Below are 26,689 nucleotides of genomic sequence, written 5' to 3' on the forward strand. Positions count from 1 at the left end.
ACCCGGCAGTTGTAACCTCTTGGTTGTCTCTCTTTTTCTGTTCTCCAGCACGCGGTATGGCGTGGGTCTACGCATATATGCCTGTGGGAAAGTTCTTTTGCAGTAGTTATCTGTGTTTATAGTTTTGTAAGAACTTTCTTCTCTAATTGCGGGATGCCCGTAGTTAGCTGTGGGAAAAAATATGGGCGGCGTATTGGATGCCCGGTTTACTTGGCAGGCCGGTCGTCGTGTCGAATGCGGAGGTTTTCGCTATCGCTGCAGAGCTTTTGTGTCAAGACTTGAATGGCCTGTTTTCGAGTGCAGAATACACCCGGCTCACAAAACGGGTCGTTTGCCAGAAAGTTATTGGCTTTACACAAAGGTAGTTGAATGTCTTATCCCAAACTCGTACATCACGGCGCAATACACGCCGTGACGGGCTCGTGTCATCAGTTGTGCCTGGATGCGGTAAACAGTCTGTTGATCGATTGTGGTTCTACGCAAACGGCGAACAACGGTGATGCTGCATTCGGGTTCTCTGCGTCCGGTATCAAGGCGCTGCTGGTCACTCATGTACACAATGACCACGTCGGACGTATTCCCGAGTTGCTGGCGAGCGGCTACAAGGGGCCGATTCTGTGCAGTGAGCCCAGTGCCCATCTATTGCCGCTGGTCATGGAGGATATGCTCAAGATCGAGTTCGAGCATGATCAGGCGCAGATTGATCGTCATCTTGAGGCCATTCGCAAACGGGTCATTGCCCTGCCTTTCGACATCTGGTTCGACCTGATCGCCACCGAGTCGCTACGCTGCCGGGTCAGGTTGCAGCGGGCGGGCCATATTCTGGGCTCGGCCTACATCGAGTGCGACGTGACGTATCCGCTGGAAAACCGTTCGCAACGAGTGGTGTTTTCCGGGGATCTCGGCGCCTCGCACACGCCGTTTCTACCTCCACCCAAGTCACCCGAAAGTGCGGATGTTCTGGTGCTGGAGTCAACCTATGGCGATCGCCTGCATGAAGATCGCAGTACGCGTCAGCAGCGCCTTGAGCAGCTCATAGAAAAGGCGCTGGAAGACAAGGGTACGGTGCTGATCCCGGCGTTCAGTATCGGGCGGACGCAAGAGCTTCTTTACGAGCTGGAGGATATCCTGCACAGAAAGGGACTCTCGGCACAGGCTGCCGACCCCTTGGGCAGTGAGGTGTCGAGCGTCGACTGGCCACAGTTGCCAATCATCCTCGACTCGCCGCTGGCCAGCAGGTTCACCAGCCTTTACCGGTCTTTTGCCGACTACTGGGAAGCGGATGCCCGTGAGCGTCTCGAGCAGGGTCGGGCGCCGCTGAGCTTCGCTCAGTTGATCACCATCGATACGCATGCCAGTCATCTGCAGACCCTCAACTATCTCGCCAGCACAGCGCGGCCGGCGATCGTCATTGCGGGCAGCGGCATGTGTGCCGGAGGGCGCATCGTCAATTACCTCAAGGCCATGCTCGGCGACCGCCGCCACAATGTTCTCTTCGTCGGTTATCAGGCCAAGGGTACGCCGGGGGCGGCCATTCAGGCCCATGGTCCTGAAGGCGGGTACGTGGAGCTTGATCGTGAGCGCTTCGATATCCGTGCTGGCGTTTCTACGGTGAGTGGTTACTCGGCACACGCCGATCAGGCGGGCCTGGTAGAGTTCGTGACCGGTATGGATCGATGGCCTGAGCAGATACGTCTGGTGCATGGTGATGCAGCAGCGAAGAAGACATTGGGTCAGGTACTTGCACGCAAATATTCGCTTCAAAAGCGCGCAGTGGAGTTGATTATTCCTTGAGTGGACAGGTATGGAACAACTGCCGAGTTATTAAATGAAGTATTTATGCCCCGTTAATGACCCTTCGTCTCGCGGTTTGCTGCATTTAAACGCATGGAGTATTGATGTGTGAGTCGGCGACCTGTTGACTCGTTTAGTGAATGCCCGGCAAGTAAATACAGTTGCTAAAAAGTCATACGTCAGTAATATTCGCATGCTTTGACAAGGCGTTGCGATATGAACGATGAGGCTGCATGGGTTGCGATAACAGGTGCAACAGGCTTCGTGGGCAGCGCTGTCGTTCGTCATTTGATGGAAAACACTGCGTGCCGGGTACGGGTTGCGGTGCGTGGTCCGTACAGTCAATCCAGTGAGCGTGTAGACGTAGTCACCGTTGAGTCGCTTGCGCCAGACAATCAATGGGCCTCGTTCTTAACCGATGCCGAGGTGGTGATTCATTGCGCGGCCCGCGTTCATGTATTGAACGACGCTGCCACACAACCCGAGCAGGAATACGTTCGTGCCAATGTCGCTGCAACGCTGAACCTGGCAGAGCAGGCGGCTGCGGCCGGTGTCAGACGTTTCATTTTCCTCAGTTCCATCAAGGTCAACGGTGAAGTCACCTTGCCGGGCCGACCGTTCACGGCTGACGATGCCTGTAATCCTCTCGACCCGTATGGATCGTCCAAGTACCAGGCTGAGCAGGGGTTGCGCGAGCTGTCCGCTCGTACCGGCATGGACGTGGTGATCATTCGTCCGGTGCTGGTCTACGGGCCTGGGGTCAAGGCGAATTTTCTGAACATGATGCGCTGGCTGGACAAAGGCGTGCCCCTGCCGCTCGGTGCGATCAATAACCGTCGAAGTCTGGTGGCAGTAGGGAATCTGGTGGATCTGGTCGTGACGTGCATAAGTCATCCGGCAGCAGCGGGGCAGACCTTCCTGGTCAGCGATGGGCAGGACCTTTCCACGACCGGGCTGTTGAAAGTGCTGGGCCACGCCATGGGCAAGCCTGTCCGACTTCTACCTGTTCCGGCCTGGATGTTGCAACGTGCCGCGGCACTGATTGGCAAAAAGGAATTTTCGCAGCGACTGTGTGGCTCCCTGCAGGTGGATATTAGAAAAACCTGTGAAGTGCTCGATTGGGTGCCTCCCGTAAAACCTGAAAACGCTCTGCAAGAGACGGCCCGGTACTATATGGAACACACACATGCTTGAGTGGCTGTCAGTTGCGATCATCGCGTTGCTTTCTCTGATACTGACGGCGCTGCTTCGCAAATACGCGTTGTCCAGAAGCCTGATGGATGTTCCCAACGCCCGCAGCTCGCATTCCATTCCGACGCCTCGTGGTGGAGGTGTTTCGATCGTCGTCGCGTTCATCCTGGCGATGCTCGTGCTGGCAGGGCTCGGATTGATGCCGCTTGCCTCCACAGTGGCCGTGGTGGGTGCCGGTGGCCTGGTTGCAGTGATCGGTTTCATGGACGACCACGGCCACATCGCTGCGCGCTGGCGATTGCTGGGGCACTTTGCGGCTGCAATCTGGGCCTTGGTGGCGTCGGGCGGACTGGCGCCGCTCGAGTTCATGGGTACGACGGTCAATCTGGGCGTGCTGGGTCAGATACTCACGGCCTTCTATCTGGTCTGGATGCTCAATCTGTATAACTTCATGGACGGTATTGACGGGCTGGCCAGCGTCGAGGCGGTGACCGTCTGCGGCGGCATCAGTCTTGTTTACAGCCTGAGCGGCTTCAATGAGCTACTCTGGGGACCGTTGCTGCTGGCGGCCTCGGTCGTCGGGTTTCTCTATTGGAATTTTCCCCCTGCACGCATATTCATGGGCGACGCCGGCAGCGGGTTTCTGGGGATTGTCCTCGGAATACTTTCCGTTCAGGCAGCCTGGGCCTCACCTCAGCTATTCTGGGCCTGGCTTATTCTGCTGGGTGTGTTTGTCGTGGATGCCACGGTCACGCTCTTGCGCCGATTGTTACGTGGAGAAAAAGTCTATGAAGCGCATCGCAGTCACGCCTATCAGTTCGCCTCCCGTCGTTACGGTCGGCATCTTCCGGTGACGCTGGCGGTGGGGCTGATAAACCTTGTCTGGTTGCTTCCCATCGCCCTGTGGGTGGCCTTGGCAGGTGCAGACGGAATGACAGCGATCGTTCTTGCCTATGTGCCGTTGGGCATTCTGGCCGTCAGGTTTAATGCAGGTCAGGCGGAAGCGCCTTAACTAAATATGATCTTCAGTGTCCTAGTACGTGGAGTGGCGTGGCGACAACGGTGTTCAGTGGCGGTTAACGACAAAGGCGAAGGAGTGTTGACGAATTGATGAGCAAGTTACGAGCTTTTCTGCTGGCGCTGCCGCGTCGCAAAAAGCGGATAATTCAGGTTGCTGCTGACGTTCTCCTGGTCTGGGCCGCTCTGTGGATGTCGTTCGTCGTCCGCCTGGGAATCGATGAGCTGATCAATCCGCTGGAAAAGCACACCTGGCTGTTCATCAGCGCGCCGCTGGCGGCCATCCCGCTGTTCATACGCTTCGGCATGTATCGCGCGGTCATGCGGTATTTCGGCAACGACGCGTTGATCGCGATCATCAAGGCAGTCACGCTTTCCTCACTTATTTTGGGCTGTATGGTTTATGTCTACAGCAACCATCAGCAACTGGTGCCGCGCTCGGTCATTTTCAACTACTGGTGGTTGAGCATGGTCATGATCGGCGGACTGCGCCTGGCGATGCGGCAGTATTTCCTCGGTGACTGGTTTGCCGCGGCCCAGCACGTGCCGTTTGCCAAGAGCGACAACGGTTTACAGAAGGTTGCCATCTATGGTGCCGGAGCGGCTGGTAACCAATTGGTCGCCGCCTTGCGGATGGGTAGAGTCATGCACCCGGTGGCCTTCATCGATGACGACGAATCCATCTCGAACCGGGTGATTTCCGGTCTTCAAGTCTACAAGCCCAAACATATCCAGCGAATGATCGACTCCACCGGAGCCCAGGAAATTCTGCTGGCCATCCCGTCTTCATCGCGTGGCCGCCGCCGCGAGATTCTGGGTTTTCTGGAAGGTTTTCCGCTGCACGTGCGAAGCGTTCCGGGATTCATGGACCTGGCGGCCGGGCGGGTCAAGGTAGACGACCTGCAGGAAGTCGACATCGCTGACCTGCTGGGGCGCGATTCAGTGCCGGCTCGGGACAACCTGCTGGAGCACTGCATCAAGGGTCAGACTGTATTGGTGACGGGCGCCGGTGGGTCGATCGGTTCCGAGTTGTGCCGACAGATCCTGCTGCTGGGCCCGACCAAACTGTTGTTGCTCGATCACAGTGAATTCAATCTCTACAGCATCGTCTCGGAACTGGAGCAGCGTTCGTCGCGTGAGTCGCTGAGCGTCAAGTTGCTGCCCATTCTGGGCTCGGTGCGCAATCACTCCAAACTGTTGGCGATCATGAAGGCCTGGAAGGTCGATACGGTTTATCACGCCGCAGCTTACAAGCACGTGCCCATGGTCGAGCACAACATTGCCGAAGGTGTGATCAATAACGTAGTAGGTACACTCAATACGGCCCAGGCGGCGCTGCAGGCCGGTGTTTCCAATTTTGTCCTGATCTCCACGGACAAGGCCGTCAGGCCGACCAACGTCATGGGCAGCACCAAGCGCCTTGCAGAGCTCATCCTGCAGGCGCTCAGCCGAGAGACCGCGCCGGTCATTTTCGGCGACAAGTCCAATGTTTATCAGGTCAACAAGACCCGCTTCACCATGGTTCGTTTCGGCAATGTCCTGGGGTCTTCGGGGTCGGTGATTCCGCTGTTTCACAAGCAGATCCAGTCTGGCGGGCCCTTGACCGTTACTCATCCCAAGATCACCCGGTATTTCATGACCATCCCGGAAGCGGCGCAGCTGGTGATCCAGGCCGGATCCATGGGCCATGGTGGCGACGTGTTCGTCCTGGACATGGGGGAGCCGGTCAAGATCATTGAGCTGGCTGAGAAGATGATCCACCTTTCCGGCCTCAGTATCCGCTCCGAGAAGAATCCGCACGGCGATATCTCCATTGATTTCACCGGGCTGCGTCCTGGCGAAAAACTCTACGAGGAGCTGCTGATCGGCGATAACGTCGTGGCCACCGAACACCCGATGATCATGAGTGCCACTGAAGATTATTTGCCTTGGGATGTACTTAAAGGCAGGCTGACGAAGTTGCTCGATGCGGTGGACCGTGATGATTACACCAGTGTTCGTCAGTTACTTCGTGAAACAGTGAGCGGCTATGCGCCGGAAGGTGAGATTGTGGACTGGATGTATCAAGAGCGTCGCAGCGAAACCTGATGTTACTTGATGACGTATCGTCGACAGCCTTATGTTTACGTGGTTGGCATGTATTGAAATAAGTGGCAACGCCAGGCTTCATTGACAGGGGGTCATGCGAGCCCTAAGTTTCAAGCGCAGTTTCGGAAAGCTGCCTTAACTTGTTATGGAGCGTTAACTATGCGAACCGCTTTTTTTTCTTCCCTGATATTTGCCCTGCTGACCAGTGCGTCCGTTGCCGTGAGCGCCGCACCTGCCGCTCCGGTCAAGGCCGATGCGCCGAGTGCACAGGCTGTTCAGGAGCAATCCGCAGGCCGTATCAACCTCAACAAGGCTGATGCAGAAACCCTTCAAAAAGAGTTGGCCGGTATCGGCAAGAATAAAGCGGAGGCCATTGTGGCCTATCGTGAGAGTACCGGCGAATTTACCTCGGTCGATGAGTTGATCGAAGTCAAAGGTATCGGTAAGTCTATTCTGGAAAAGAACAGGGACAAACTGACGGTTGAATAAAGAAACGCTTCAGCCCCACGTATAAAAAACAGGCCGATGAATCATCGGCCTGTTTTTTATTGCCTCAATTGTTCAGTGGTATTTCCTCAGGTAAGGATGCCTGATGAGAAACCGTTGCACTTTCAGGTTTGCTGATATGCAGTTTTACGTGCTCGCGCGTAACCTTCAGGATGTGCTCCGACAATTGTTTGTCATGCGCACTGCGCGACAGCATCATCGCGCCCACCAGGCTCGACAGGACCAGCATGCTTTTAGGTTCCGGATTTTCGATCTGAAGCGCGTTATCGAAGGTTTCCAGTAGATGAACAATCATCTCGTCGGTGATCGGGCTGGGCCGATTCAACTGGCCCAGTTCCGCGCACATGTTCGGTAACGGACATCCCGTGCCCGGTTCGTCACGGTGTGCGGGGGACAGATAGAGGTCGATGAACTCGTTCAGCGAGTCCTGTCCGGTGAACATTTCTCGGGTAATAGCCTTGGATTCATCGACGGCGTGCCTCAGGGCCTGATCGACGAGATCATCCTTTGACTTGAAATGCGCGTAGAAGCCACCGTGAGTCAGCCCCAGCGATTTCATCAGAGGTTGCAGGCCTGTTGCGCCAATGCCATCCCGGCGAAAACGTACGGATGCTTCCTTGACAATCCGCTGATGGGTTTGAGCTTTACGATCAAGCGCGTAACGCATGCGCTGAGTCTCCAGGAAGTGGCCGAAATGCTACAGAGCCTTTATACAGGGATAGGTGAAACGATGCAGCATGGGTTTTGGGTGGTTTGGGCCCGTGTTTGACGGGTAGCGCTACCCGATAAGTGGCAGGCAGATCGGCAAACTGATCGGTGTTTGAGCAGTGAGGTGAAAGGTTTCTTTGATCCGTTTCAACGTCCTGCTTGCAAAACTGTCCGACAAAAACGTTGATTTCTCGCCGTAATCCCGGACAATCCGGCCCCTGTTTTCGAGGGAAGCGCTGACTGCCAGGTTTTTTCGATGCGTTTCCCTTTTTGATAACCGGCCACGGAGAGTCCACCGGATGAATGATCAGGCAAATGGCGTCGTAGAACGTCTGGATGCAACACCCGCAAGTGTCACTGCGTGGAACCGCAACGACACCACCTGGATGCTCGGTCTGTTTGGTACGGCCATCGGCGCAGGCACCCTGTTCTTGCCCATCAACGCGGGCATCGGAGGTTTCTGGCCGCTGCTGGTGCTTGCCGTACTGGCGTTTCCGATGACGTTCTATGCGCACCGGGGGCTGACGCGGTTCGTCCTGTCCGGCCGCGAAGGTGCCGACATCACCGAAGTGGTCGAGCAACATTTCGGCAAGGCAGCCGGTGCGCTGATCACGCTGCTGTACTTCTTTGCGATCTTCCCGATTCTGTTGATCTACAGTGTGGCGCTGACCAACACGGTAGGCAGCTTTCTTGAGCATCAGCTTCATGTCGAGTCGCCGCCCCGCGCTGTGCTGGCATTTGTGCTGATTGTCGGCCTGCTGGCCGTGGTGCGTTGTGGTGAGCGGTTCATCGTCAAGGCCATGAGCCTGATGGTATATCCGTTCATCGTGGCGCTGCTGTTCCTCGCCGTGTTTCTGATCCCGCACTGGACTGGCGGCATCCTGAGCACCGCGACCACTCTGCCCGAGGCGTCGGCGTTCTGGCCGACCCTTTGGCTGGCCATCCCGGTAATGGTGTTCTCCTTCAACCACACGCCGATCATTTCGGCCTTCGCGGTTGACCAGAAGCGGCAGTACGGCCAGAACGCCGAGGTTCGCAGCTCGCAGATTCTGGCTCGCGCTCATGGCCTGATGGTGGTCATGGTGCTGTTCTTCGTCTTCAGTTGCGTGCTGACCCTGTCGCCCGCCCAACTGGCTGAAGCCAAGGCTCAGAACATTTCGATCCTGTCGTACCTGGCCAATCATTTCAGCAATCCAACCATTGCGTTCGTCGCTCCATTGATTGCGTTCGTGGCGATCTCGAAATCGTTTCTGGGCCACTACATCGGTGCCAGCGAAGGTCTTAAAGGGCTTATCGTGAAAACCGGCCGGCGGCCTGCGCCCAAAGCGCTGGACCGGATGACCGCTGCGTTCATGCTGGTGGTGTGCTGGATCGTGGCTACGCTCAATCCGAGTATCCTGGGCATGATCGAAACACTCGGTGGCCCGATCATTTCGGCGCTGCTGTTCCTGATGCCGATGTACGCCATCCACAAGGTTCCGGCGATGCGTCAATACGCCGGTAAGCTGTCCAACGCTTTCGTGGTCGCTGCAGGCGTGGTCGCCATTACCGCGCTGGTCTATTCCCTGCTTCAGTAATGTCGCCGACCCGGCCGTTCGGGATTGCCATGGGGCAGGGCGCTTGCCTTGCCTCATGGCCCTGGACCGGATCACCCTGCGTGCGTGCCGCTCTCTTTCTGTCATAACGAATGCTCGCTCAGCCCAGGGTAAGAATCATGCAGGTCGTGCTGGCGGTTGCGTAAAGACGATCATCCACGTCATACAGACGCCCTTCGGCCAGTGCCGTGGACCGACCGATATGGATGACTTTGCCTTCTGCTCGTATCGGTCCGACCTTGTCGGTCAGGGCGCGTACGTAGCTGACCCGCAGATCGAGCGTGGTGTAACCCTGGCCTTTCTTGAGTCGGGTGTGGATGGCGCAGCCCATGCAGGAATCCAGCAGCGCGGCGGCGTAACCGCCATGTACGCTACCCAGTGAGTTGTAATGCCGTTTGTCGGGCGTGCCCTGAAAGATGAATTGTCCCTCGGAGAAAACCAGCGGGATGAAGTCCATCAGCGCGCCGAGCGATGGGCTGGGCAAATCGCCACGACCAATGCCGTTGAAAAACTCGATCGGTTCCAATACCGCAGCCTCGGCCAGTCCGATATCACCGGGAGCCCCGAGCGTGGCGCGCACAGTCTTTTCTTCCGCCAGCCATCGTTCTATCTTTTCTTCACGCGAAAGATTCTGCATGGGACGCCGCTCCTTCATCAATTACGATGCAATGATCGATTACGATCGTAATCTTATATTGATGATGGTCGCAATTAAATATTCCTACATGTAGCGGCGTGCGCATTGGCGACGATGGAAAGGGTGCAGGAGGGAGTACGTTTCAAAGCGCACAGATGTGCAGCCAGGGCTCCATTGCGGACGCCCCGGATATTCAGTCGGATCTCTTACTCAGTCAGGCATGCCGTCAGTCTACAGGCTCAGGGTAAAGCGGCCTGGACAGGTGCATGATGCTCGCGTAGTCGTAGACGTATTGACGTCCCGCATGGCTGGTCGAGCGTAACTGATCGATCAGCAGCCGCTCTTTGTGGTTCAGGTATCTCAACGCCGGATCTTGACTGGACTTCAGGCGATCACGTTCATGGGCGTCAGGGAATGCAATGACGTGCGTCATGAAAAATCTCCTTGGGTTTTAGTCCTTGCTTGCTTTGATGTAGCCCCGAGTACTGCGACAGCGCCACCTTACCCATAAAAACTTGGCGCGATCAACCCTGAATCAGGTGGTCATGCGATTTGGGTGATCTCGAACGAATGCTGGCTGCCCTTGATGACAATCTCTACCGCGTCATCTTCATACTTTCCCAACAAATTCTGGCCCAGCGGTGCCCGAGGCGTGATGACGGTGATCAACTGTTCCGCCACGCTGACCTTCAGGCCCGCTGCGTCGGGCCCCAGAAACAGATGCTGCACCTGACCCGAGCCGCTTTCGAGCCTGACCATATCACCGACCTGAATACCGCGAGATTCGTCGAAAGCCTTGAGCGACCATTCCTGATAGCGCTTGAGTGACTGCCGGATTTCTTCCACGCGCCTGGCCTGGCCGACCGCCAGGTAGGAAGCCTCAAGGCCCAGGGTGTCGTATTTGTTTTCGGCGATGTTCTCTTCGTGCGTTGCGGCTTCGCGAGCGGTCTGGGCCGCTCGTTGTGCAATGTCCAGATCGCCTTTGAGTTTGTCGATGATGCAGTGCAGCACGTCCTGCTTGTTCATGGTTTATCCGCAATATTCATTGATGCTGGCGCGGCTTTTTTCGCTCGGCGCAGTACGGTCCTGTTGCATCCAGAAGTCGCATTTGGAGCGACTGAAGTTGCGCTGCTGTTGTTCCTGAACCTGTTCCCGGGCTTGTCGCGCTTCGCTTTCACGCAGGCTCTGCTCGTATTTTCTGAACATGGCGGTTTCCGGTTCGACCTGCGGCGCAGGCGGTGCCGTCAACTGTGTCGCAGCTTTTTCCAGCATCACGGTCTGCGCAGGCGGCAGGTTTTTGTAGAACAGCCAGCCAGTCAGGAATACCGCCATCGCACCCAGCCAGATACCCACGGCGATGCAGACGATCAATTTCACGGAGACATACAGCTCGCGACGGCGGGTGTGGGACGACATGTCTGGATTCCTGACAAAAGGGCAACGGTGGGATTGTGCCATGCCTGAAGAGTGTGGATGACAATCGTGCATCCGGCGAATGTTCGCAAATGGCTCTAGTCTGGTGCAGGCAGGTGCTTCTCAAGCACAATCGCACCTTTTCTCAATCTGCCTCAGGGAGCCAGGATGAAAGCCTCTTGGGACATTTTCTGCAACGTGGTCGACAACTACGGCGACGTGGGTGTGACCTGGCGACTGGCGCGTCAGTTAGTCGCCGAGCATGGGCTGAGCATTCGGTTATGGATCGATGACCTGGCGGCCTTTGCCCGTTTGTGTCCGCAGGCTGACCCTCGGGCAGAACAGCAGTGGCAGGACGGCGTCGAGATTCGTCATTGGCCGCAACAATGGACGAGTAACGATGTTCCGGAGGGCGTGATCGAGGCCTTTGCCTGTCGACTGCCAACGCCTTATACCGAGGCGATGCTGAGGCGTTCACCGCGCCCGGTGTGGCTGAACCTGGATTACCTTAGCGCCGAGGAGTGGGTAACCGGTTGCCACGGCCTGCCTTCAGTGCAGTCGAGCGGTTTGAAGAAGTTCTTTTTCTTCCCCGGCTTTCGCGAGACCACTGGCGGATTGCTGCGTGAAAGCGGCTTGATCGAGCAACGCCGGGCGTTCCAGAGCGACAAAACTGCCCAGGCGGCCTTCCTCGCCCGACTGGGTATTGAGCCTCTGGCCGGCGCGCGGCTGATTTCGCTGTTCGCCTACGAGAACCCGGCGCTGGGCAGTTGGCTGGACGCGCTGGCCAGCGACACGCAGGTCACGCACCTGCTGGTGCCCGAAGGACGGATCCTGGGCGACTTGCACCACTGGCTCGGCGCAGGCGATCTACAGAGTGGCGCCGTGCAGCGCCGAGGCGCGCTGACCGTTCAGGTGCTGCCGTTCGTCAGGCAGGAAGACTACGACCGTTTGCTGTGGAGTTGCGATTTCAACGTGGTTCGAGGTGAGGACTCATTCGTGCGAGCCCAATGGGCTGGCAGACCGATGCTTTGGCACATCTATCAGCAGGAAGGGGATGCTCATCTGCCCAAGCTTGACGCGTTTCTCGAACTTTACCTGGCCAGTCTCTCTCCCGTGGCCGCTGAGGCGCTGAACGCTTTCTGGCAGAGCTGGAACGCCGGTCAGGCGCTGGATGCAGGCTGGCAGGCATCGATTGCGCACTGGCCGGAAATCGAGCGTCACGCCGAACAGTGGTGCGAAGCGCAGGCATCCCGGACTGATCTTGCGGCAGCGCTGGTGCAGTTTTATGTAAATTCGCTATGATACGCGGCCTTGATGTAAGGCTCTGTACGAAAAGTGCCTGTGCAGGCTATTTCTCGTACAGAGCCTTTGGTTAATTCCATCCAAATTCGGATATATGCAATGAAAACTGGTAAAGAGCTGAAACCCGGTACTGTGATCCGTCTGGAAAACGATCCTTGGCTGGTTCAGAAAGCTGAATTCACCAAATCCGGTCGTAACAGCGCGATCATGAAAACCAAGCTGAAGAACCTGCTGACCGGTTACAAGACCGAGATCGTTTACAGCGCCGACGACAAACTGGACGACGTGATCCTCGACCGCAAGGAAGCGACGCTGTCCTTTATCAGCGGCGACACCTACACGTTCATGGACACCACTGACTACACCATGTACGAACTGAACGCTGAAGACATCGAAAGCGTTCTGCCTTTCGTTGAAGAAGGCATGACCGACGTGTGCGAAGCCGTATTCTTCGAAGAGCGTCTGGTCTCCGTAGAGCTGCCGACCACTATCGTGCGTCAGGTTGACTACACCGAAGGTTCGGCGCGTGGCGACACCTCCGGCAAGGTCATGAAACCGGCCAAGCTGAAGAACGGTACCGAGCTGAGCGTTGCTGACTTCATCGAAATCGGCGACATGATCGAGATCGATACCCGTGACGGCGGTTCCTACAAAGGCCGTGCCAAATAAGCATGGTTTTGTAACCTCGTTACGCAAGAAACCCGCAGCGATGCGGGTTTCTTTTTGCCTGCGGTTTGGCGCGTCGCTTATTTCAGATGCGCTTTCAGTTCTTCGGACGCCTGCAGCATGGCGGAGCGAACTGCCGGCACCTGGCTGACCACATTGAGCAGGCCGTAGTCATGGATCATGCCGTTGTAGCGCACCGCAGTGACCGCTACGCCAGCCTGATCGAGCTTTCGGGCATAGGCTTCACCTTCGTCACGCAGGACGTCGGCACTGGCGGTCTGAACCAACGCAGGCGGCAGGCCCTTCAACTGTTCGGTGGTCGCACGCAACGGCGAGGCGTAGATTTCGTTACGCTGCGCGGCGTCGGTGGTGTAGTTGTCCCAGAACCATTTCATCATGTTGCGCGTCAGGAAATGCCCTTCAGCGTATTGATCGTAGGACGGCGTATCGAAATTGGCATCCGTCACAGGCCATAGCAGTACCTGATAGCGCAGCGCGGGTGCGCCTTTCTCTTTGGCCATCAGCGCCACGACCGCTGCCATGTTGCCGCCAACGCTGTTGCCGGCCACGGCCAGACGCTTGCCATCGACATTGATTTCCTTGCCGTGCTCAGCCACCCAGCGCGTGGCGGCATACGCCTGGTTGATTGCGGTCGGGTAGTGCGCTTCGGGCGACGGCGTGTAATTGACGAACACCGCCACCGCCCCGGAACCTGCGACCAGATCGCGAACCAGACGCTCGTGAGTTGCAAAGTCACCCAGTACCCAGCCGCCACCGTGGAAGAACATAAAAACCGGCAACGTTCCTTTCACGCCTGCAGGACGCACGATATTCAGGCTGATGGGCTGTCCGTCGACCTTGATGGTCTTCTCGCTGACATCGGCCTTGGGCAGGGTCAGCTTCACACCTGACTGAGCACCGGCCAACACCGCACGAGCGTCTTTGGGCGACAACTGCTCGATGGGTTTGCCGGTGCCTGAGTTCAGGGCATCGAGGAAGGCCTGAGTATTGTGCTCCACGCCCGAATCGCTTGCGGCAAACGCAGCGCTGACAGACAGGGCAAGCAGGGTACCGGTCAAGACTTTGCTAAAAGAGTTCATGTTCGCTTCCTGTGGCAGACGAGGTTTAGACGGTTACGTGCAGACGAACATCGACGTTGCCACGGGTGGCGTTGGAATACGGGCACACTTGGTGAGCGGCATCGACCAGTTGCTGGGCATCGGCTTGTTCGAGGCCCGGCAGGCTGATGTGCAGATCGATGTCCAGACCAAAACCGCCCGGGATCTGACCGATGCCGACATGGGCAGTAATCGAGGCATCAGCCGGAATGCTGCGTTTGCTCTGACCGGCAACGAACTTCAGGGCACCGATGAAGCAGGCCGAGTAGCCGGCTGCGAACAGTTGCTCCGGGTTGGTAGCTTCGCCGCCCGCGCCGCCGAGTTCTTTTGGCGTGGCCAGTTTGACGTCGAGAATGTTGTCGCTGGAAACAGCACGGCCATCACGGCCACCGGTGGCGGTTGCGACTGCGGTATAGAGCGTGTTCATGGTGTCGGTCCTCATGGAATATTTGTTTTCGCGCTAAAGGTTTGCGCGCTAAATATGTGCCAGATAAATGTAGCCCTCGAATACTTTGCGCGCAAGTTAATTTTTGAAAAGAATGCTGATCAGTCTGCATGGCGGGCGTTAAGGGAGGAGGTGCCTGGCCATTTGTCGTTCGCGCGAAAGGTTTTCAGGGCGAGGAGTCTCCCGCACGTCATGCGCAGGAGGGCGCAGGGACGCGGTGACCTTATGTTCGGCGTGTAAGGTGCGGCAGGGCGGTCAGTTGTGAAGGCCGCGCGCGGGTTGCGCAGGCCTTTGGGAGAGGTTCGCTCGGGGACGGAAGGGGAAATGCCGAGTGTTAGACGCTCAGCGTTTCAAAGGCTCTGGTGCAAATGTTCGCGCAGGCTCAACAGCTTGCCCTGCAGCTCGCGCAGTTGCTCCATGTTCAGGCCGCTGGCCGACAGAATGCATCCCGGTACGGTCGTCGCCTTGTGTTGCAGCGCACGACCCTGCTCGGTGAGATGCAGCAAAACCACCCGTTCGTCTTCCTTGCTGCGTGTACGGCTGATGAACCCTTCGCCTTCCAGCCGTTTCAGCAAGGGTGTGAGGGAGCCCGGATCGGTCAACAGACGCGTGCTCACATCGCCCACGGTCAAACCGTCCTGCTCCCACAGCACCATCATCGCCAGGTACTGCGGATAGGTCAGCCCCAGTGCCTGAAGCAAAGGCTTGTAGACCTTGGTCATCATCAGTGAGGTGGAATACAGGGCGAAACACAGTTGATTGTCGAGCAGCAGCGAGTCGCAGTCGGCCGAAGGAGTGGAGGTAAGGCTGTCGTCGGCGTCCATGGGCATTCCTCATGCGCTGTGAAAAAGAGGGTTAATTTAGTGTTGCGATCTTTAATGCGCCAGACAATTCCGTTGTTCTCATGAGCGCAGTCCCCTCAAGGCTGCTCCTTCGCATCCTAAAACCGCGTTACAAGTGGTTTGCCTCACGTCCAAGACTGCGTAGCATTTGGCCATTGACTGGTTGGGGACGTGGCGTGATCGAAGTCGTGATGTTTGTGTTGTTGGGTGCGGCAATGGGCACGCTGGGCGGGCTTTTCGGAATTGGCGGTGGTCTGGTGGCGATTCCTGCCCTGGGCGTGCTGTTCGGGCTGGATCAGCAACTGGCGCAGGGCACCGCCTTGCTGATGGTCTTGCCCAATGTTTTGCTGGCGCTGTGGCGCTACAACCAGCGTAACCGGATCTCGCCGCGCAATGCGTTGATGCTGATCATCCCCAGCTTCATGTTTGCCTGGCTGACGTCTCTGCTGGCGGTGCGCCTCGACCCGCAGGGCATGCGACTGGCGTTCGTCGGTTTTCTCATCTTTCTGACCGTGTTCAATCTCGCCCAGATGTTCTGGCGCAAGGGGCAGGCCAGTACGCAACTGCGTCATGAACGATGGCTGTGGCTGTTGGGCGTCGGATCCGGCGTCACAGGCGGTCTGTTCGGCGTGGGCGGCGGAGTGATCGCAACGCCGATCCTGACCAGTGCCTTCGGCGCAACCCAAGTGGTGGCGCAAGGTCTTGCGCTGTCGCTTGCGGCGCCCAGTACGGGGATCACACTGGTCACCTACGCGCTGCACGACCATGTGAACTGGTCGATGGGCATACCGCTGGCCGTGGGCGGTCTCGCCAGTATCAGCTGGGGCGTGAAACTGGCGCACTCGCTGCCGGAGCGCACGCTGCGTTCCCTGTTTTGTGGCTTTCTGATGCTGTGCGCGGTGATTCTCGCCCTCAAAGTCTAAAGCCCTCGGCGATGTAGTCGGCCATGCATTCGGTGATCGGCGAGGGGGTGTTGGGGCTGCGCAACAACACAACGCTGGCGGTAGGCAGTTGCGGCAGGTTTTCTGCCTCACCGAGAATGCGCAGATCCGGCGTGATCAGGCTCTGCAACTGCGCCGTAACCGCAAGCCCTGCGCCGACCACGGCCATGATCGCCGCCATGCTGGCGCTGCTGTACGCGATGCGGTAGTCGCGCTCCATCGTATCCAGCGCATTGCAGGCCCATTCCCGGCAGAAGCATTGGGTGTTGAACATCGCCAGCGGCATGGGGGATTGGTCATGCGGCGAGTGGCCTTGCGCCTCGACCCAGACCAGATGCTCGCGTCGCAGCAACTGGCCGATTTCCGTACCGGGTCGTCGGGTGACGATGGTCAGGTCCAGGTCATTGCGTTGCAGCAGCAGGTCCGACGGCTCGCAATGCACTTCCACTTGAACCAGCGGATAGGCCTGCGAAAAACGCGACAGAATGCCTGGTAGAAAGCGCATCACGTAGTCGTCCGGCGAGCCGATTTTCACCACGCCCACCATGTGCGGCTCACGCAGCGTATTGAACACTTCACTGTGCAGCTTGAGGATGCGTCGGGCGTAGCCGAGTAGCACCTGACCTTCCGCCGTCAGGCTCAACGTGCGGCCGTCCTTGCGAAACAGCGAACGCTGAACGACATCCTCTTCGAGACGCTTCATCTGCATGCTCACCGCCGATTGCGTGCGGTTGACCATCTCGCCCGCCCGCGTGAACCCGCCATGATCGGCAATGGCGACGAAAGTGCGTAACAACTCGGTGTCGATACTCGGGTAGGTGGCCACTGCATCAATCTTCCAGATGAATGGTGCGAAAAGCATTCTTGGTGCTGATCATAGGCCTGAACACTGATCGCTGTCATCGTTATGAATTGCAGGGCGAGCAATCAGCGTCTCATATGCACAGACGTACTTTTGCGCCATGTGACGTGCAGTGAAACGCTTCTCGAACTGTTCTCGTATTTGCTGAGCAGACAACTGGCCGACTTTGTGAACGGCCGCCACGGCCTGCGCCTCATCGCTGACAATGAAACCGGTGACTCCTTCTTCGATCACTTCCGGGACCGAGCCGAAGGGGAAAGCAATCACGGGCGTGCCACACGCCATCGCCTCTATCATCACCAGTCCGAAGGGTTCCGGCCAGTCTATCGGGAACAGGAGTGCCAGGGCGCCGGACAGGAAGGCAGTCTTCTCGTACTCACTGATTTCACCCACGTAATCGACCAGCGGCGAATCAAACAAAGGCCCTATGTCCCTCTCAAAGTAGGCTCTGTCGGCGTCATCGATCTTGGCAGCGATCTTGATGGGAATACCACACTGTTGAGCAATGCGAATGGCGACGTCCACCTTCTTGACAGGGGTGATACGTCCGAGAAAAGCCAGGTACGTCCTTTCCACTGGCTGGGGAATATGGAGATCCTCTGGCAGGCCGTGATGCACCGTACCCGCCCAGTTGGCGGCGGGTAAATCATTGCGTTGGGCATTGGAAATCGCAACGAAGGACATTTCTGCAAACGTGCTGAACACCGGTTTCAGATGCGGCGAATCGACACGGCCGTGCAGGGTGGTCACAAACGGTGTGGACTGGTGACTGAAGAGTGAGAACGGGTAAAAGTCCAGGTGGAAGTGAATGATGTCGAAATCCTGCGCACGACATCAATCTCCTAGATGGATTGCATAAGAAACATTCGTTGGAATGATCCCGTTGCGAGCGCGAGACTTTAGTCATCCCCACCTGGAGGGCAAGATGATGAAAGGTCAAAAAGGTTATGTGCTGGTGACCCGGTCGTCCCTGTTGGCGCCGCTCGGCAACACACTGCAAGCGTTGAAGAATCGCGTCATTCGCGGGTATGAGCTGCACCGTCAGCGGCGCCTTCTGGCGCAGATGAGCGACGAGGCGTTGAAGGATATGGGCCTGAGCAGGGCCGACATTCTGCAGGAGAGCGAGCGTCCGTTCTGGGACGATCCCATGAAACGCTGACACGACGCGGCATTATCGACTAGCGTGACGGACTCGAACCGGGAGCGCTGAATGTCCGAGCAACTGTCCCTCAAGCAAGCACGTCGCCTGGCGCTGGCTGCCCAGGGTTTCAACGGCCGCCAGCCGCCAGCCACCATAAAGGCCAGCCATGTCACGCAGTTGATCAGCCGACTGGGCGCATTGCAGATCGACTCGGTCAATGCGCTGGTGCGTTCGCACTATCTGCCGCTGTTCTCGCGTCTGGGTAAATACCCGCAAACGTTGCTTGATCAGGCTGCATGGAGCCAGGGGCGGCATCGCCGTCTGTTCGAATATTGGGGGCACGAAGCGTCGCTGCTGCCCATCGAACTGTATCCCTTGATGCGCTGGCGCATGCAGCGCGCGGCTCAGGGCGAAGGTATCTATCAGGGGCTGGCCAGATTCGGCCGCGAGCAGCAGACAGCCATCGCACGGGTATTGCAGGCCGTTCGCGAGCGTGGCGCATTGGGCGCGGGCAGTCTGAGCACTCGCCAGGAAAAAGCCGGGCCCTGGTGGGACTGGAGCGTGGAAAAGCAGGCGCTGGAGTGGCTGTTTGCAGCGGGCGAGGTGACTGTGGCCGGAAGGCGTGGTTTCGAGCGACTGTACGATCTGCCAGAGCGGGTGTTACCCAGGGCGATCCTCGATCAACCGGAGATCAGCGAGGCCGATGCTCAGCGTGGTCTGCTGCTGTATGCCGCCAAGGCGCTAGGTGTCGGCACGGAAAAGGATCTGCGTGATTACTTCCGTCAGGATCCACAGCCCGGTCGGACATTGCTGGCGGAACTGGTCGAGGCCGGAGACCTGCAACGGGTGCATGTGCAGGGCTGGATCCACAAAGCGTTCTGCCTGCCGGGCAGCAAAGTACCGCGCAAGGTTGCCGTCAGCGCATTGCTGTCGCCATTCGACTCACTGGTCTGGGAGCGGGCACGCACCGAGCGGCTGTTCGACTTTCGCTATCGGCTGGAGATCTACACGCCGCAGGAAAAACGGGTTTACGGTTATTACGTGTTGCCATTCCTGCACAACGAGCAGATAGCGGCGCGGGTCGACCTGCGAGCCGAGCGTACCGCGGGTCGTCTGGCCGTGCATGCCGTGCATGAAGAGCAGAGCGGGCTGGACGAGGAGGGTATGCAGGCGCTGGCCGATCATCTGCGCCAACTGGCCGATTGGCTTGGGTTGGCTCAGATTCAGGTCAATTGTCGACGCGACAGCGGAGCGCGGCTGGCAACCGCGCTGCAATGCTGAGCGGGCCTAGCGGCGCACCTGTTTCAATGTTTCGGCAATCAGGAATGCCAGCTCCAGCGACTGATCTGCGTTCATGCGTGGGTCGCAGTGAGTGTGATAGCGATCCGACAAGCCATCCTCGGTGATCGGTCTGGCGCCGCCGATGCATTCGGTGACGTTCTGTCCGGTCATTTCGATGTGGATGCCACCTGCGTAAGTGCCCTCGGCCTGATGCACCTGGAAGAACTGTTTCACCTCGCCCAGGATCTGCGCGAAGTCGCGAGTCTTGTAGCCGCTGCTGGCCTTGATCGTGTTGCCGTGCATCGGGTCCGAACTCCACAACACCTGACGTCCTTCGCGCTCGACGGCACGAATCAGTTGCGGGAGGTGATCGCCAACCTTGTTCGCCCCCATCCGCGCAATCAGGTTCAGGCGGCCAGGATCGTTGTCCGGGTTGAGGATGTCGATCAGGCGGATCAGGTCATCGGTGTTCATGCTCGGGCCGACCTTGACGCCGATCGGGTTGTTCACGCCACGCAGGAATTCGACATGGGCGCCGTCCAGTTGCCGCGTGCGGTCGCCGATCCACAGCATGTGGGCCGAGCAGTCGTAATAGTCGTTGGTCAGGCTGTCACGGCGCACGAAGGCTTCTTCGTAATTCAACAGCAGGGCTTCGTGCGCCGTGAAGAAGCTGGTTTCGCGTAATTGCGGTGAGCTGTCCATACCGCAGGCGCGCATGAAAGCCAGGGTCTCGTCGATCCGGTCTGCCAACTGACTGTATTTCGCCGCCAGCGCCGAGTTGGCGATGAAATCCAGGTTCCACTGATGCACTTGATGCAGGTCGGCGAAACCGCCCTGAGCGAAAGCGCGCAGCAGGTTCAGGGTGGCGGTGGACTGGTGATAAGCCTGCAACAGGCGCTCAGGGTCCGGAACGCGGCTCTTTTCATCGAATCCGATGCCATTGACGATGTCGCCGCGGTACGCTGGAAAGGTTACGCCGTCGATGGTCTCGTCATTGGCCGAGCGTGGCTTGGCGAACTGACCGGCCATGCGCCCGACCTTGACCACCGGGCAACCGGCGGCAAAGGTCATTACCACGGCCATCTGCAACAGCACTTTGAAGGTGTCACGAATCTTGGCGGCGGAAAATTCCATGAAGCTTTCGGCGCAGTCGCCGCCTTGCAACAGGAAAGCGCGACCTTGGGTCACTTCGGCGAACTGGCGACGCAACTCTCGGGCTTCACCGGCGAACACCAGCGGCGGGTAACTGGCCAGGCTCTGTTCGACTTTGGCCAGATGCTCGGCATCAGGGTATTGAGGTTGCTGTTGAATCGGCAGTGCCCGCCAGCTATCGGGGCTCCAGGGTTGGCTCATTATTGGCTCTTCGGGATCAGGCAAATCGGATCGGCATGTTAGCAGTTCAGCTTACGGCTGCCAGCGTGTCGCGGATGGTTGGCCCCGGACAATGTGACAAAGCGCGTGGCTTGACCGACAATCCGCGTTTTGCAGGCCAATCGGGAACGGTAATGACGGAAGAGCGTGAGCGCGTGGAACGGATTCTGGCGGAGGTGCACGACGACTTCGGCATGATTCGCGTGCTGGAAGTGGACGATTACCGCTTCCTTGAATTCGGCGATGCCATCGAGCAGAGCTGTACCTTCACGGCGGATCCCAGTTGGCTGGAGTACGACTACACGCGTGCCATGCTGATCGGCGCGCTGTGTCACGAAGCACCGGAAAGCGCGTTGTTTCTGGGTCTCGGTGCCGGGACCCTGACTCAGGCGTGCATGAAGTTTCTGCCGCTGGAGGATGTTGAGGTCATCGAACTGCGCCCGGACGTGCCGCGTCTGGCGATGGAGTACATGGGCCTGGATGACGATCCGCGTCTTTATATACGCATCGGCGATGCGCTGGAGTTGCTCGACAGTACCGAGCCGGCCGATCTGATTTTCGTCGACCTTTACACCGACGTCGGCCCGGGCGTCGGGCACCTGGCCTGGAATTTTCTGCATGGCTGTCAGCAGCGCCTGAACCCCGGAGGCTGGCTGATCATCAATCAATGGGCCACCGATGACGGCAAGCCGTTGGGCGCTGCGCTGTTGCGTGGCCTTTATCACCGGCATTACTGGGAGCTGCCGGTGAAGGAGGGCAATGTCATTCTCATCGTGCCGGCGGACCTCGATCAGGTGCTGGACATCGAGGCGCTTGATCAACGTGCTGAAGGACTGGCCTCGCAACTGGGCTATTCGCTGGCGTCATTGATCAAGGCGGTTCGTCCGGCCACCTGAGTCAGGCAATCGTCGAAACGTGCGTGAGACAATTCGCCGCACGTCGAATGTCATGAGCTCGATCATCTGTAGGAAACGGTGAAACGTTTAAGCTCCCGTCCCCGCAATCGTGGGGCCGCGCGCGCGCAGGCAGCGCGCCGGTCATTTGAAATGCCCGGTTTCCGGTGACCGGCCGGCAACGTTTCGCAAAAAAAAGACTCACTTTCACGCGCAATTCCGGTATAGTGCGCGCCGGCCTTAACGAGGCCCTCGTCGTGATATTGCAGTTCTCCGAAGCCCGCTTCGGTTGCGCGTTCGCACTGCGAACTATCATTGGCGATCCATTCATAAACGTTTTCGCAAATCCCCGCCGACAAAGCAGCCAGGGTGACCTCAAGGTCGTACACGGCACGCGCAGCTTTGAAGCATGGGTCTTTGCGGATGCACTAGAGGCAGACCCATGACCCAGGAAATCGGCGGCTTCGCCGCTCTCGAACTTCATCCCAATATCGTTGCAGCTGTCGTCGCCACTGGCTACGAAGAGCCGTCGGCCATCCAGCAGCAATCGATCCCGATTATTCTCGCCGGTCACGACATGATTGGTCAGGCGCAGACCGGTACGGGTAAAACCGCCGCGTTCGCACTGCCTATCCTGCATCGTATCGACCCGAGCAAGCGCGAGCCGCAAGCACTGATCCTGGCCCCGACCCGCGAGCTGGCACTTCAAGTTGCCACCGCGTTCGAGACCTACGCAAAACAAATGCCGGGCGTGACCGTTGTCGCGGTCTACGGCGGCGCGCCTATGGGCCCGCAGCTCAAGGCCATCCGCAACGGCGCCCAAATCGTCGTCGCCACACCAGGCCGTCTGTGCGATCACCTTCGCCGTGACGAAAAAGTCCTGGCGACCGTGAACCACCTGGTTCTCGACGAAGCGGACGAAATGCTGAAGCTGGGCTTCATGGACGATCTGGAAGTGATCTTCAAGGCCATGCCTGAGACTCGCCAGACCGTTCTGTTCTCGGCCACGCTGCCACAGTCGATCCGTGCCATCGCCGAACGCCATCTGCGCGATCCGAAGCACGTCAAGATCCAGACCAAGACCCAGACCGTTACCGCGATCGAGCAGGCACACCTGCTGGTTCACGCTGACCAGAAGACCTCGGCTGTTCTGAGCCTGCTGGAAGTCGAAGACTTTGACGCCCTGATCATGTTCGTCCGCACCAAGCAGGCGACCCTGGACCTGGCAAGCGCGCTTGAAGCCAAAGGCTACAAGGCCGCTGCACTGAACGGCGACATCGCCCAGAACCAGCGTGAGCGCGTGATCGACTCCCTCAAGGACGGCCGTCTGGACATCGTTGTGGCGACCGACGTCGCTGCTCGCGGTCTCGACGTTCCGCGCATCACCCACGTGTTCAACGTGGACATGCCGTACGATCCGGAATCCTACGTTCACCGTATCGGCCGTACCGGCCGTGCCGGTCGTGAAGGCCGTGCGCTGCTGCTGGTCACGCCACGTGAGCGTCGCATGCTGCAGGTCATCGAACGCGTCACTGGCCAGAAGGTTGCGGAAGTCCGCCTGCCGGATGCCCAGGCCGTGCTGGATGCGCGCATCAAGAAACTGACCAACAGCCTGTCGCCGCTGGTGGCCGATGCCGAATCGACTCACGGTGATCTGCTGGATCGTCTGACTGCCGACATCGGTTGCACGCCTCGTGCACTGGCTGCTGCTTTGCTGCGCAAGGCTACCAACGGTCAGGCCCTGACGCTGGCAGCCATCGAGCGCGAACGCCCACTGGTTCCGAACAACGCCCCGCGTGGCGATCGTCCGGACCGTGGTGATCGTGGCGACCGTCCAGAGCGTGAGCGTCGTGCGCCGGTTCCACTGGCCGAAGGCCGTGCCCGTTGCCGTACCGCGCTGGGTGCGCGTGATGGCATCGCTGCCAAGAACCTGCTGGGTGCCATCCTCAACGAAGGCGGCCTGGCCCGCGAAGCCATCGGCCGTATCCAGGTCCGTGACAGCTTCAGCCTGGTCGAACTGCCGGAAGATGGTCTTGAGCGCCTGCTGACCAAGCTCAAGGACACCCGCGTCGCTGGCAAGCAGTTGAAGCTGCGTCGCTATCGCGAAGATTGATCCGCTCTTGAGCTGATCGATCAATAAAAAATCCCCGACTGGTTCGGGGATTTTTTTTGCTTCGGATTTCTCAGTTGTCAGCCAAACCGGTAGATGTCCATGCCCAACGCACCCATCGTGAAGCCTTGGTGCGCAAGACTGAATTCACCGCCTGCGCCGCGGGCAAAATAGAGTGGCAGCAAATGTTCATCACTGGGGTGAGCGCGAACTGCGTTCGGTGCCAGCCTGCGGTAATCATGCAATGCCTCTTCATCGTCGCTGGCCAGCTTGTCGATCATCCAGTCCCGGAAGGTCTGCGCCCAAGGCGTCGTGGGCTGCGCTCCCGCTTTCCAGTTCAGCTCACCCAGATTATGGGTGATGCTGCCGGAGCCAACGATCAGCACGCCCTGATCACGCAGGCTGGCCAGTGCCTTTCCTACCCGCGTCTGCAGGCGTGGTCCCTGGCGGCTGGGCAGAGAAATCTGCACCACTGGAATGTCAGCCTGCGGGTACATCAACGTCAGCGGCACCCAGACGCCGTGATCGAACGGGCGACGGCTGTCCAGGCGGGCAGGCAGGTCGTGTGCGGCAAGCAGGTCAACTATTTTCCGACTGAGCTCGGGCAAGCCGGGCGCGGGATACTGTACGGCAAACAATTCGGGGGAAAACCCGCCAAAGTCATGCCAGGTTTCTGGCTGCGGGTTAGCATTGACGAGCAATTCGTGGCTTTCCCAGTGTGCCGATACAATCACTATGGCACGAGGTGTGGGCAGTTCGGCCGCAAGGCGCGTCAATGCAGGGCCACTCTCACCGGGCTCCAGCGCCAGCATTGGCGAGCCGTGAGAGATAAACAGGCTGGGGAACATGTGGGCTCCATGAGCGAAAGTGATGGGCTCATCTTCTGTCAGTGACATGATCTGAATCTAATATAAGTTTTGACGCGTTTTGATCGGTTTTTCAGGAGGATTCATGGAGGCGGATTTTTGGCAGCAGCGCTGGTCATCGGGGCAGATCGGTTTTCATCAGGCGCAGGTCAACGCAGACCTGTGCAGGTTCTGGCCTGAACTGAAGCTGCAGCAAGGCGCACGCGTACTGGTGCCGTTGTGCGGCAAGACTCAGGACATGAGCTGGCTGGTCGAGCGGGGGTTCCATGTGGTCGGTGTCGAGCTGTCTCAGGCTGCGGTGGAAAGCTACTTCGTCGAGCGTCAGCTCCAGGCACAGGTGACGCAGCGTGGCGATTTGCAGGTGTACTCCGCACACGGCATTGAAATCTGGTGTGGCGATTTTTTCGCGCTGACGGCCGAGGATATCGGACAGTGCGCCGCGTTCTACGATCGTGCCGCGATGATCGCGCTGCCTTCCGATATGCGAGAGCGCTACGTCCGACAGCTTGAGCGGCTGCTGCCTGCGACGTCCATCGGTTTACTGATCACGCTCGATTACGATCAGGCTCAACTGCAAGGCCCGCCGTTCTCGGTACCTCAGGCGTGGCTGGACGCGTTTGTGTCCACCGGTTGGCATGTGACGAAGGTTGCGCAGCACGATGCGCTCCAGAGCAGCCCCAAGGCGCTCGATGCCGGGGTTGAGCGTCTGGAGGAGTGCGTGTATTGGTTGGAAAAGCGGGTATAGGCGCAGATCGCGCATGAAAAAAGGGCGACGCACGTCGCCCTTCTCGTTATTGCCTGATGGATCAACCGCGGCGGCGCAACGCCTCGATGCGGACTTCCAGCGGCGGGTGGCTCATGAACAGGCCGGCAATGCCGTGTTTGAGGCTGGCGTTGATGCCGAACGCGGTCAGGCTGTCAGGCATGTTCACCGGTACGCCCTGTTCGGAGCGCAGGCGCTGCAAGGCGCTGATCATTGCCTGGGTGCCTGCAAGGCGTGCACCGGCATCGTCGGCGCGGAACTCGCGTTTGCGCGAGAACCACATCACGATGGCGCTGGCCAGGAAACCCAATACCAACTCGGCAAAGATCGTCGTGATGTAGTAAGCGATACCCTGACCGTTCTCGGTCTTGAAGATCACCTTGTCGACGAAGTTGCCGATGATGCGCGCGAAGAACATCACAAAGGTGTTCACCACGCCCTGCACCAGTGCCAGCGTCACCATGTCGCCGTTGGACACGTGACCGATCTCGTGAGCCAGAACCGCCTTGACCTCGTCGGGCGAAAACCGCTCCAGCAAGCCCTGGCTGACGGCCACGAGGGCGTCGTTCTTGTTCCAGCCCGTCGCGAACGCGTTGGCTTCGTAAGCCGGGAAAATACCGACTTCCGGCATCTTGATGCCCGCGTCGCGGGACAGTTGTTCCACGGTCTGCAGCAACCATTGCTCATGGCGGGTACGCGGCTGGGTAATGATCTGAGTGCCGGTGCTCATTTTCGCCATCCATTTGGAAATGAACAGCGAGAACAGCGAACCTGCGAAACCGAACACAGCGCAGAAAACCAGCAGCTGATTGAGGTTCAGATCAACCCCGTTGGCCGCCATGAACCCATTGAAGCCAAAAAGGCTCAGGGTAATGCTGGCTATCAGCACGACCGCAAGGTTAGTGGCCAAAAACAGCAAAATGCGCATCATGGTCGAAACGTTCTCCTCAGAATGAATATGTAACCGGATGCCGGGTATATAAGGTGATGCCCTTCGCTATTCAACACAGGGACTATTTCAAACTGTGTCTTCTCATCGGATAAGAGGGTAATCCCGTCAACCTGAACGGCGCCTGAGCCACGGTGCTCAACCTCGCGGGGAGTAAAGGCCGAAAAAAGACGGCGCTCGCGAAGGGCT

The 26,689-nt window shown here is 58.3% G+C and carries 28 protein-coding genes; 14 read left to right on the top strand and 14 right to left on the bottom strand.

The genetic code is table 11. The features are described 5' to 3' along the window. The first annotated feature begins 369 nt into the window (after nucleotides 1-369). The 5 genes from BZK31_RS19965 (at nucleotide 370) to BZK31_RS19985 (ending at nucleotide 6,579) form a co-directional block, all read left to right on the top strand. The gene (locus BZK31_RS19965; protein WP_083184744.1) at nucleotides 370-1,794 is read left to right on the top strand and encodes an MBL fold metallo-hydrolase; all 1,425 of its coding nucleotides are present in this window, start codon (nucleotides 370-372) and stop codon (nucleotides 1,792-1,794) included. Nucleotides 1,795-2,010: 216 nt separating this feature from the next. Then, a complete protein-coding gene (locus tag BZK31_RS19970) occupies nucleotides 2,011-2,988 on the top strand; it encodes a UDP-glucose 4-epimerase family protein (protein WP_083184745.1) in 978 nt (325 codons plus the stop codon). After that, the gene (locus tag BZK31_RS19975; protein WP_083184747.1) at nucleotides 2,981-3,997 is read left to right on the top strand and encodes an MraY family glycosyltransferase; all 1,017 of its coding nucleotides are present in this window, start codon (nucleotides 2,981-2,983) and stop codon (nucleotides 3,995-3,997) included. Before BZK31_RS19970 ends, BZK31_RS19975 begins: the two co-directional genes overlap by 8 nt. Nucleotides 3,998-4,095: 98 nt before the next feature. Further along, nucleotides 4,096-6,090 (top strand): polysaccharide biosynthesis protein, encoded by a 1,995-nt coding sequence (locus BZK31_RS19980; RefSeq protein WP_083184749.1) that lies wholly within the window; start codon nucleotides 4,096-4,098, stop codon nucleotides 6,088-6,090. A gap of 159 nt (nucleotides 6,091-6,249) precedes the next feature. Continuing rightward, complete coding sequence (locus BZK31_RS19985) at nucleotides 6,250-6,579, top strand: ComEA family DNA-binding protein (RefSeq protein WP_083184751.1); 330 nt, start codon at nucleotides 6,250-6,252, stop codon at nucleotides 6,577-6,579. A 64-nt stretch (nucleotides 6,580-6,643) separates the two neighbouring features. Here BZK31_RS19985 and BZK31_RS19990 read toward each other — a convergent pair whose 3' ends face one another. Continuing rightward, the gene (locus BZK31_RS19990; protein ID WP_083184753.1) at nucleotides 6,644-7,264 is read right to left on the bottom strand and encodes a TetR/AcrR family transcriptional regulator; all 621 of its coding nucleotides are present in this window, start codon (nucleotides 7,262-7,264) and stop codon (nucleotides 6,644-6,646) included. A 340-nt stretch (nucleotides 7,265-7,604) separates the two neighbouring features. Here BZK31_RS19990 and BZK31_RS19995 point away from each other — a divergent pair, with 340 nt between their 5' ends. Continuing rightward, a complete protein-coding gene (locus BZK31_RS19995; protein ID WP_083184754.1) occupies nucleotides 7,605-8,882 on the top strand; it encodes an aromatic amino acid transport family protein in 1,278 nt (425 codons plus the stop codon). A 118-nt stretch (nucleotides 8,883-9,000) separates the two neighbouring features. Here BZK31_RS19995 and BZK31_RS20000 read toward each other — a convergent pair whose 3' ends face one another. The 4 genes from BZK31_RS20000 to BZK31_RS20015 all read right to left on the bottom strand — a co-directional run bounded on the left by BZK31_RS20000 (nucleotide 9,001) and on the right by BZK31_RS20015 (nucleotide 10,953). Then, complete coding sequence (locus tag BZK31_RS20000) at nucleotides 9,001-9,537, bottom strand: PaaI family thioesterase (protein WP_083184756.1); 537 nt, start codon at nucleotides 9,535-9,537, stop codon at nucleotides 9,001-9,003. A gap of 226 nt (nucleotides 9,538-9,763) precedes the next feature. After that, a complete protein-coding gene (locus tag BZK31_RS20005; RefSeq protein ID WP_083184757.1) occupies nucleotides 9,764-9,970 on the bottom strand; it encodes a hypothetical protein in 207 nt (68 codons plus the stop codon). 110 nt (nucleotides 9,971-10,080) lie between these two features. Next, complete coding sequence (locus BZK31_RS20010; protein ID WP_083184759.1) at nucleotides 10,081-10,563, bottom strand: GreA/GreB family elongation factor; 483 nt, start codon at nucleotides 10,561-10,563, stop codon at nucleotides 10,081-10,083. A gap of 3 nt (nucleotides 10,564-10,566) precedes the next feature. Continuing rightward, the gene (locus tag BZK31_RS20015) at nucleotides 10,567-10,953 is read right to left on the bottom strand and encodes a hypothetical protein (RefSeq protein ID WP_083184761.1); all 387 of its coding nucleotides are present in this window, start codon (nucleotides 10,951-10,953) and stop codon (nucleotides 10,567-10,569) included. A 165-nt stretch (nucleotides 10,954-11,118) separates the two neighbouring features. On the opposite strand from BZK31_RS20015, the gene earP reads away from it, so the two are divergent. Together earP and BZK31_RS20025 are read left to right on the top strand one after the other, a co-directional pair. Then, complete coding sequence (gene earP / locus BZK31_RS20020) at nucleotides 11,119-12,252, top strand: elongation factor P maturation arginine rhamnosyltransferase EarP (RefSeq protein WP_083184763.1); 1,134 nt, start codon at nucleotides 11,119-11,121, stop codon at nucleotides 12,250-12,252. A gap of 99 nt (nucleotides 12,253-12,351) precedes the next feature. Continuing rightward, the gene (locus tag BZK31_RS20025; protein ID WP_083184765.1) at nucleotides 12,352-12,921 is read left to right on the top strand and encodes an elongation factor P; all 570 of its coding nucleotides are present in this window, start codon (nucleotides 12,352-12,354) and stop codon (nucleotides 12,919-12,921) included. Nucleotides 12,922-12,998: 77 nt separating this feature from the next. Here BZK31_RS20025 and BZK31_RS20030 read toward each other — a convergent pair whose 3' ends face one another. The 3 genes from BZK31_RS20030 to BZK31_RS20045 form a co-directional block, all read right to left on the bottom strand. Next, nucleotides 12,999-14,018, bottom strand: a complete 1,020-nt coding sequence (locus BZK31_RS20030; protein ID WP_083184766.1) for an alpha/beta hydrolase — start codon at nucleotides 14,016-14,018, stop codon at nucleotides 12,999-13,001. Between the two features lie 25 nt (nucleotides 14,019-14,043). Beyond that, nucleotides 14,044-14,463, bottom strand: a complete 420-nt coding sequence (locus BZK31_RS20035; protein WP_083184767.1) for an organic hydroperoxide resistance protein — start codon at nucleotides 14,461-14,463, stop codon at nucleotides 14,044-14,046. A 368-nt stretch (nucleotides 14,464-14,831) separates the two neighbouring features. Beyond that, nucleotides 14,832-15,305: a MarR family winged helix-turn-helix transcriptional regulator gene (locus tag BZK31_RS20045; RefSeq protein WP_083184770.1), complete on the bottom strand. Its 474-nt coding sequence runs from the start codon at nucleotides 15,303-15,305 to the stop codon at nucleotides 14,832-14,834. 194 nt (nucleotides 15,306-15,499) lie between these two features. Between BZK31_RS20045 and BZK31_RS20050 the strand changes: the two genes are divergently transcribed. Then, nucleotides 15,500-16,246 (top strand): sulfite exporter TauE/SafE family protein, encoded by a 747-nt coding sequence (locus BZK31_RS20050; RefSeq protein WP_167378053.1) that lies wholly within the window; start codon nucleotides 15,500-15,502, stop codon nucleotides 16,244-16,246. Here BZK31_RS20050 and BZK31_RS20055 read toward each other — a convergent pair. Continuing rightward, complete coding sequence (locus BZK31_RS20055; protein ID WP_083184773.1) at nucleotides 16,236-17,126, bottom strand: LysR substrate-binding domain-containing protein; 891 nt, start codon at nucleotides 17,124-17,126, stop codon at nucleotides 16,236-16,238. The genes BZK31_RS20050 and BZK31_RS20055 overlap by 11 nt on opposite strands. 12 nt (nucleotides 17,127-17,138) lie before the next feature. Beyond that, nucleotides 17,139-17,939, bottom strand: coding sequence for a glycosyltransferase family 4 protein (locus BZK31_RS20060; protein ID WP_415639606.1), 801 nt, complete (start codon nucleotides 17,937-17,939; stop codon nucleotides 17,139-17,141). A gap of 112 nt (nucleotides 17,940-18,051) precedes the next feature. On the opposite strand from BZK31_RS20060, the gene BZK31_RS20065 reads away from it, so the two are divergent. Both BZK31_RS20065 and BZK31_RS20070 read left to right on the top strand, forming a co-directional pair. Next, complete coding sequence (locus tag BZK31_RS20065) at nucleotides 18,052-18,285, top strand: DUF1127 domain-containing protein (protein ID WP_083184775.1); 234 nt, start codon at nucleotides 18,052-18,054, stop codon at nucleotides 18,283-18,285. Between the two features lie 51 nt (nucleotides 18,286-18,336). Further along, entirely contained in the window at nucleotides 18,337-19,548 is a 1,212-nt protein-coding gene (locus BZK31_RS20070; protein WP_083184777.1) for a winged helix-turn-helix domain-containing protein, read from the top strand. Nucleotides 19,549-19,554: 6 nt separating this feature from the next. On the opposite strand, the gene BZK31_RS20075 is transcribed toward BZK31_RS20070, so the two are convergent. Next, complete coding sequence (locus BZK31_RS20075) at nucleotides 19,555-20,901, bottom strand: class II 3-deoxy-7-phosphoheptulonate synthase (protein WP_083184779.1); 1,347 nt, start codon at nucleotides 20,899-20,901, stop codon at nucleotides 19,555-19,557. 152 nt (nucleotides 20,902-21,053) lie between these two features. On the opposite strand from BZK31_RS20075, the gene BZK31_RS20080 reads away from it, so the two are divergent. Continuing rightward, on the top strand, nucleotides 21,054-21,815 hold the full coding sequence (locus BZK31_RS20080; RefSeq protein WP_083184781.1) for a spermidine synthase: 762 nt from the start codon (nucleotides 21,054-21,056) through the stop codon (nucleotides 21,813-21,815). Between the two features lie 62 nt (nucleotides 21,816-21,877). Here BZK31_RS20080 and BZK31_RS29745 read toward each other — a convergent pair whose 3' ends face one another. After that, nucleotides 21,878-22,201 carry a hypothetical protein gene (locus tag BZK31_RS29745; RefSeq protein ID WP_167378055.1) on the bottom strand — a complete coding sequence of 108 codons (324 nt, stop codon included), beginning with the start codon at nucleotides 22,199-22,201 and terminating at the stop codon, nucleotides 21,878-21,880. A 53-nt stretch (nucleotides 22,202-22,254) separates the two neighbouring features. Between BZK31_RS29745 and BZK31_RS20090 the strand changes: the two genes are divergently transcribed. Then, entirely contained in the window at nucleotides 22,255-23,925 is a 1,671-nt protein-coding gene (locus BZK31_RS20090) for a DEAD/DEAH box helicase (protein ID WP_083184783.1), read from the top strand. Nucleotides 23,926-24,002: 77 nt separating this feature from the next. Here the strand turns inward: BZK31_RS20090 and BZK31_RS20095 are convergent, their stop codons facing one another. Then, nucleotides 24,003-24,770 carry a DODA-type extradiol aromatic ring-opening family dioxygenase gene (locus tag BZK31_RS20095; protein ID WP_083184785.1) on the bottom strand — a complete coding sequence of 256 codons (768 nt, stop codon included), beginning with the start codon at nucleotides 24,768-24,770 and terminating at the stop codon, nucleotides 24,003-24,005. A gap of 103 nt (nucleotides 24,771-24,873) precedes the next feature. Between BZK31_RS20095 and BZK31_RS20100 the strand changes: the two genes are divergently transcribed. Then, on the top strand, nucleotides 24,874-25,533 hold the full coding sequence (locus BZK31_RS20100; protein WP_083184787.1) for a thiopurine S-methyltransferase: 660 nt from the start codon (nucleotides 24,874-24,876) through the stop codon (nucleotides 25,531-25,533). Between the two features lie 61 nt (nucleotides 25,534-25,594). Here BZK31_RS20100 and htpX read toward each other — a convergent pair whose 3' ends face one another. Next, nucleotides 25,595-26,482 (bottom strand): protease HtpX, encoded by an 888-nt coding sequence (gene htpX / locus BZK31_RS20105; protein WP_083184789.1) that lies wholly within the window; start codon nucleotides 26,480-26,482, stop codon nucleotides 25,595-25,597. Nucleotides 26,483-26,689: the final 207 nt, after the last annotated feature.

Source organism: Pseudomonas floridensis (assembly GCF_002087235.1).
GTDB lineage: Bacteria > Pseudomonadota > Gammaproteobacteria > Pseudomonadales > Pseudomonadaceae > Aquipseudomonas > Aquipseudomonas floridensis.

What these genes read in the sequence shown, in the direction of transcription:
- BZK31_RS19965 (WP_083184744.1), top strand. Translation starts at nt 370, where the DNA reads ATGTCTTATCCCAAACTCGTACATCACGGCGCAATACACGCCGTGACG.
- BZK31_RS19970 (WP_083184745.1), top strand. Translation starts at nt 2,011, where the DNA reads ATGAACGATGAGGCTGCATGGGTTGCGATAACAGGTGCAACAGGCTTC.
- BZK31_RS19975 (WP_083184747.1), top strand. Translation starts at nt 2,981, where the DNA reads ATGCTTGAGTGGCTGTCAGTTGCGATCATCGCGTTGCTTTCTCTGATA.
- BZK31_RS19980 (WP_083184749.1), top strand. Translation starts at nt 4,096, where the DNA reads ATGAGCAAGTTACGAGCTTTTCTGCTGGCGCTGCCGCGTCGCAAAAAG.
- BZK31_RS19985 (WP_083184751.1), top strand. Translation starts at nt 6,250, where the DNA reads ATGCGAACCGCTTTTTTTTCTTCCCTGATATTTGCCCTGCTGACCAGT.
- BZK31_RS19990 (WP_083184753.1), bottom strand. Translation starts at nt 7,264, where the DNA reads ATGCGTTACGCGCTTGATCGTAAAGCTCAAACCCATCAGCGGATTGTC.
- BZK31_RS19995 (WP_083184754.1), top strand. Translation starts at nt 7,605, where the DNA reads ATGAATGATCAGGCAAATGGCGTCGTAGAACGTCTGGATGCAACACCC.
- BZK31_RS20000 (WP_083184756.1), bottom strand. Translation starts at nt 9,537, where the DNA reads ATGCAGAATCTTTCGCGTGAAGAAAAGATAGAACGATGGCTGGCGGAA.
- BZK31_RS20005 (WP_083184757.1), bottom strand. Translation starts at nt 9,970, where the DNA reads ATGACGCACGTCATTGCATTCCCTGACGCCCATGAACGTGATCGCCTG.
- BZK31_RS20010 (WP_083184759.1), bottom strand. Translation starts at nt 10,563, where the DNA reads ATGAACAAGCAGGACGTGCTGCACTGCATCATCGACAAACTCAAAGGC.
- BZK31_RS20015 (WP_083184761.1), bottom strand. Translation starts at nt 10,953, where the DNA reads ATGTCGTCCCACACCCGCCGTCGCGAGCTGTATGTCTCCGTGAAATTG.
- earP (WP_083184763.1), top strand. Translation starts at nt 11,119, where the DNA reads ATGAAAGCCTCTTGGGACATTTTCTGCAACGTGGTCGACAACTACGGC.
- BZK31_RS20025 (WP_083184765.1), top strand. Translation starts at nt 12,352, where the DNA reads ATGAAAACTGGTAAAGAGCTGAAACCCGGTACTGTGATCCGTCTGGAA.
- BZK31_RS20030 (WP_083184766.1), bottom strand. Translation starts at nt 14,018, where the DNA reads ATGAACTCTTTTAGCAAAGTCTTGACCGGTACCCTGCTTGCCCTGTCT.
- BZK31_RS20035 (WP_083184767.1), bottom strand. Translation starts at nt 14,463, where the DNA reads ATGAACACGCTCTATACCGCAGTCGCAACCGCCACCGGTGGCCGTGAT.
- BZK31_RS20045 (WP_083184770.1), bottom strand. Translation starts at nt 15,305, where the DNA reads ATGGACGCCGACGACAGCCTTACCTCCACTCCTTCGGCCGACTGCGAC.
- BZK31_RS20055 (WP_083184773.1), bottom strand. Translation starts at nt 17,126, where the DNA reads ATGCTTTTCGCACCATTCATCTGGAAGATTGATGCAGTGGCCACCTAC.
- BZK31_RS20065 (WP_083184775.1), top strand. Translation starts at nt 18,052, where the DNA reads ATGATGAAAGGTCAAAAAGGTTATGTGCTGGTGACCCGGTCGTCCCTG.
- BZK31_RS20070 (WP_083184777.1), top strand. Translation starts at nt 18,337, where the DNA reads ATGTCCGAGCAACTGTCCCTCAAGCAAGCACGTCGCCTGGCGCTGGCT.
- BZK31_RS20075 (WP_083184779.1), bottom strand. Translation starts at nt 20,901, where the DNA reads ATGAGCCAACCCTGGAGCCCCGATAGCTGGCGGGCACTGCCGATTCAA.
- BZK31_RS20080 (WP_083184781.1), top strand. Translation starts at nt 21,054, where the DNA reads ATGACGGAAGAGCGTGAGCGCGTGGAACGGATTCTGGCGGAGGTGCAC.
- BZK31_RS20090 (WP_083184783.1), top strand. Translation starts at nt 22,255, where the DNA reads ATGACCCAGGAAATCGGCGGCTTCGCCGCTCTCGAACTTCATCCCAAT.
- BZK31_RS20095 (WP_083184785.1), bottom strand. Translation starts at nt 24,770, where the DNA reads ATGTTCCCCAGCCTGTTTATCTCTCACGGCTCGCCAATGCTGGCGCTG.
- BZK31_RS20100 (WP_083184787.1), top strand. Translation starts at nt 24,874, where the DNA reads ATGGAGGCGGATTTTTGGCAGCAGCGCTGGTCATCGGGGCAGATCGGT.
- htpX (WP_083184789.1), bottom strand. Translation starts at nt 26,482, where the DNA reads ATGATGCGCATTTTGCTGTTTTTGGCCACTAACCTTGCGGTCGTGCTG.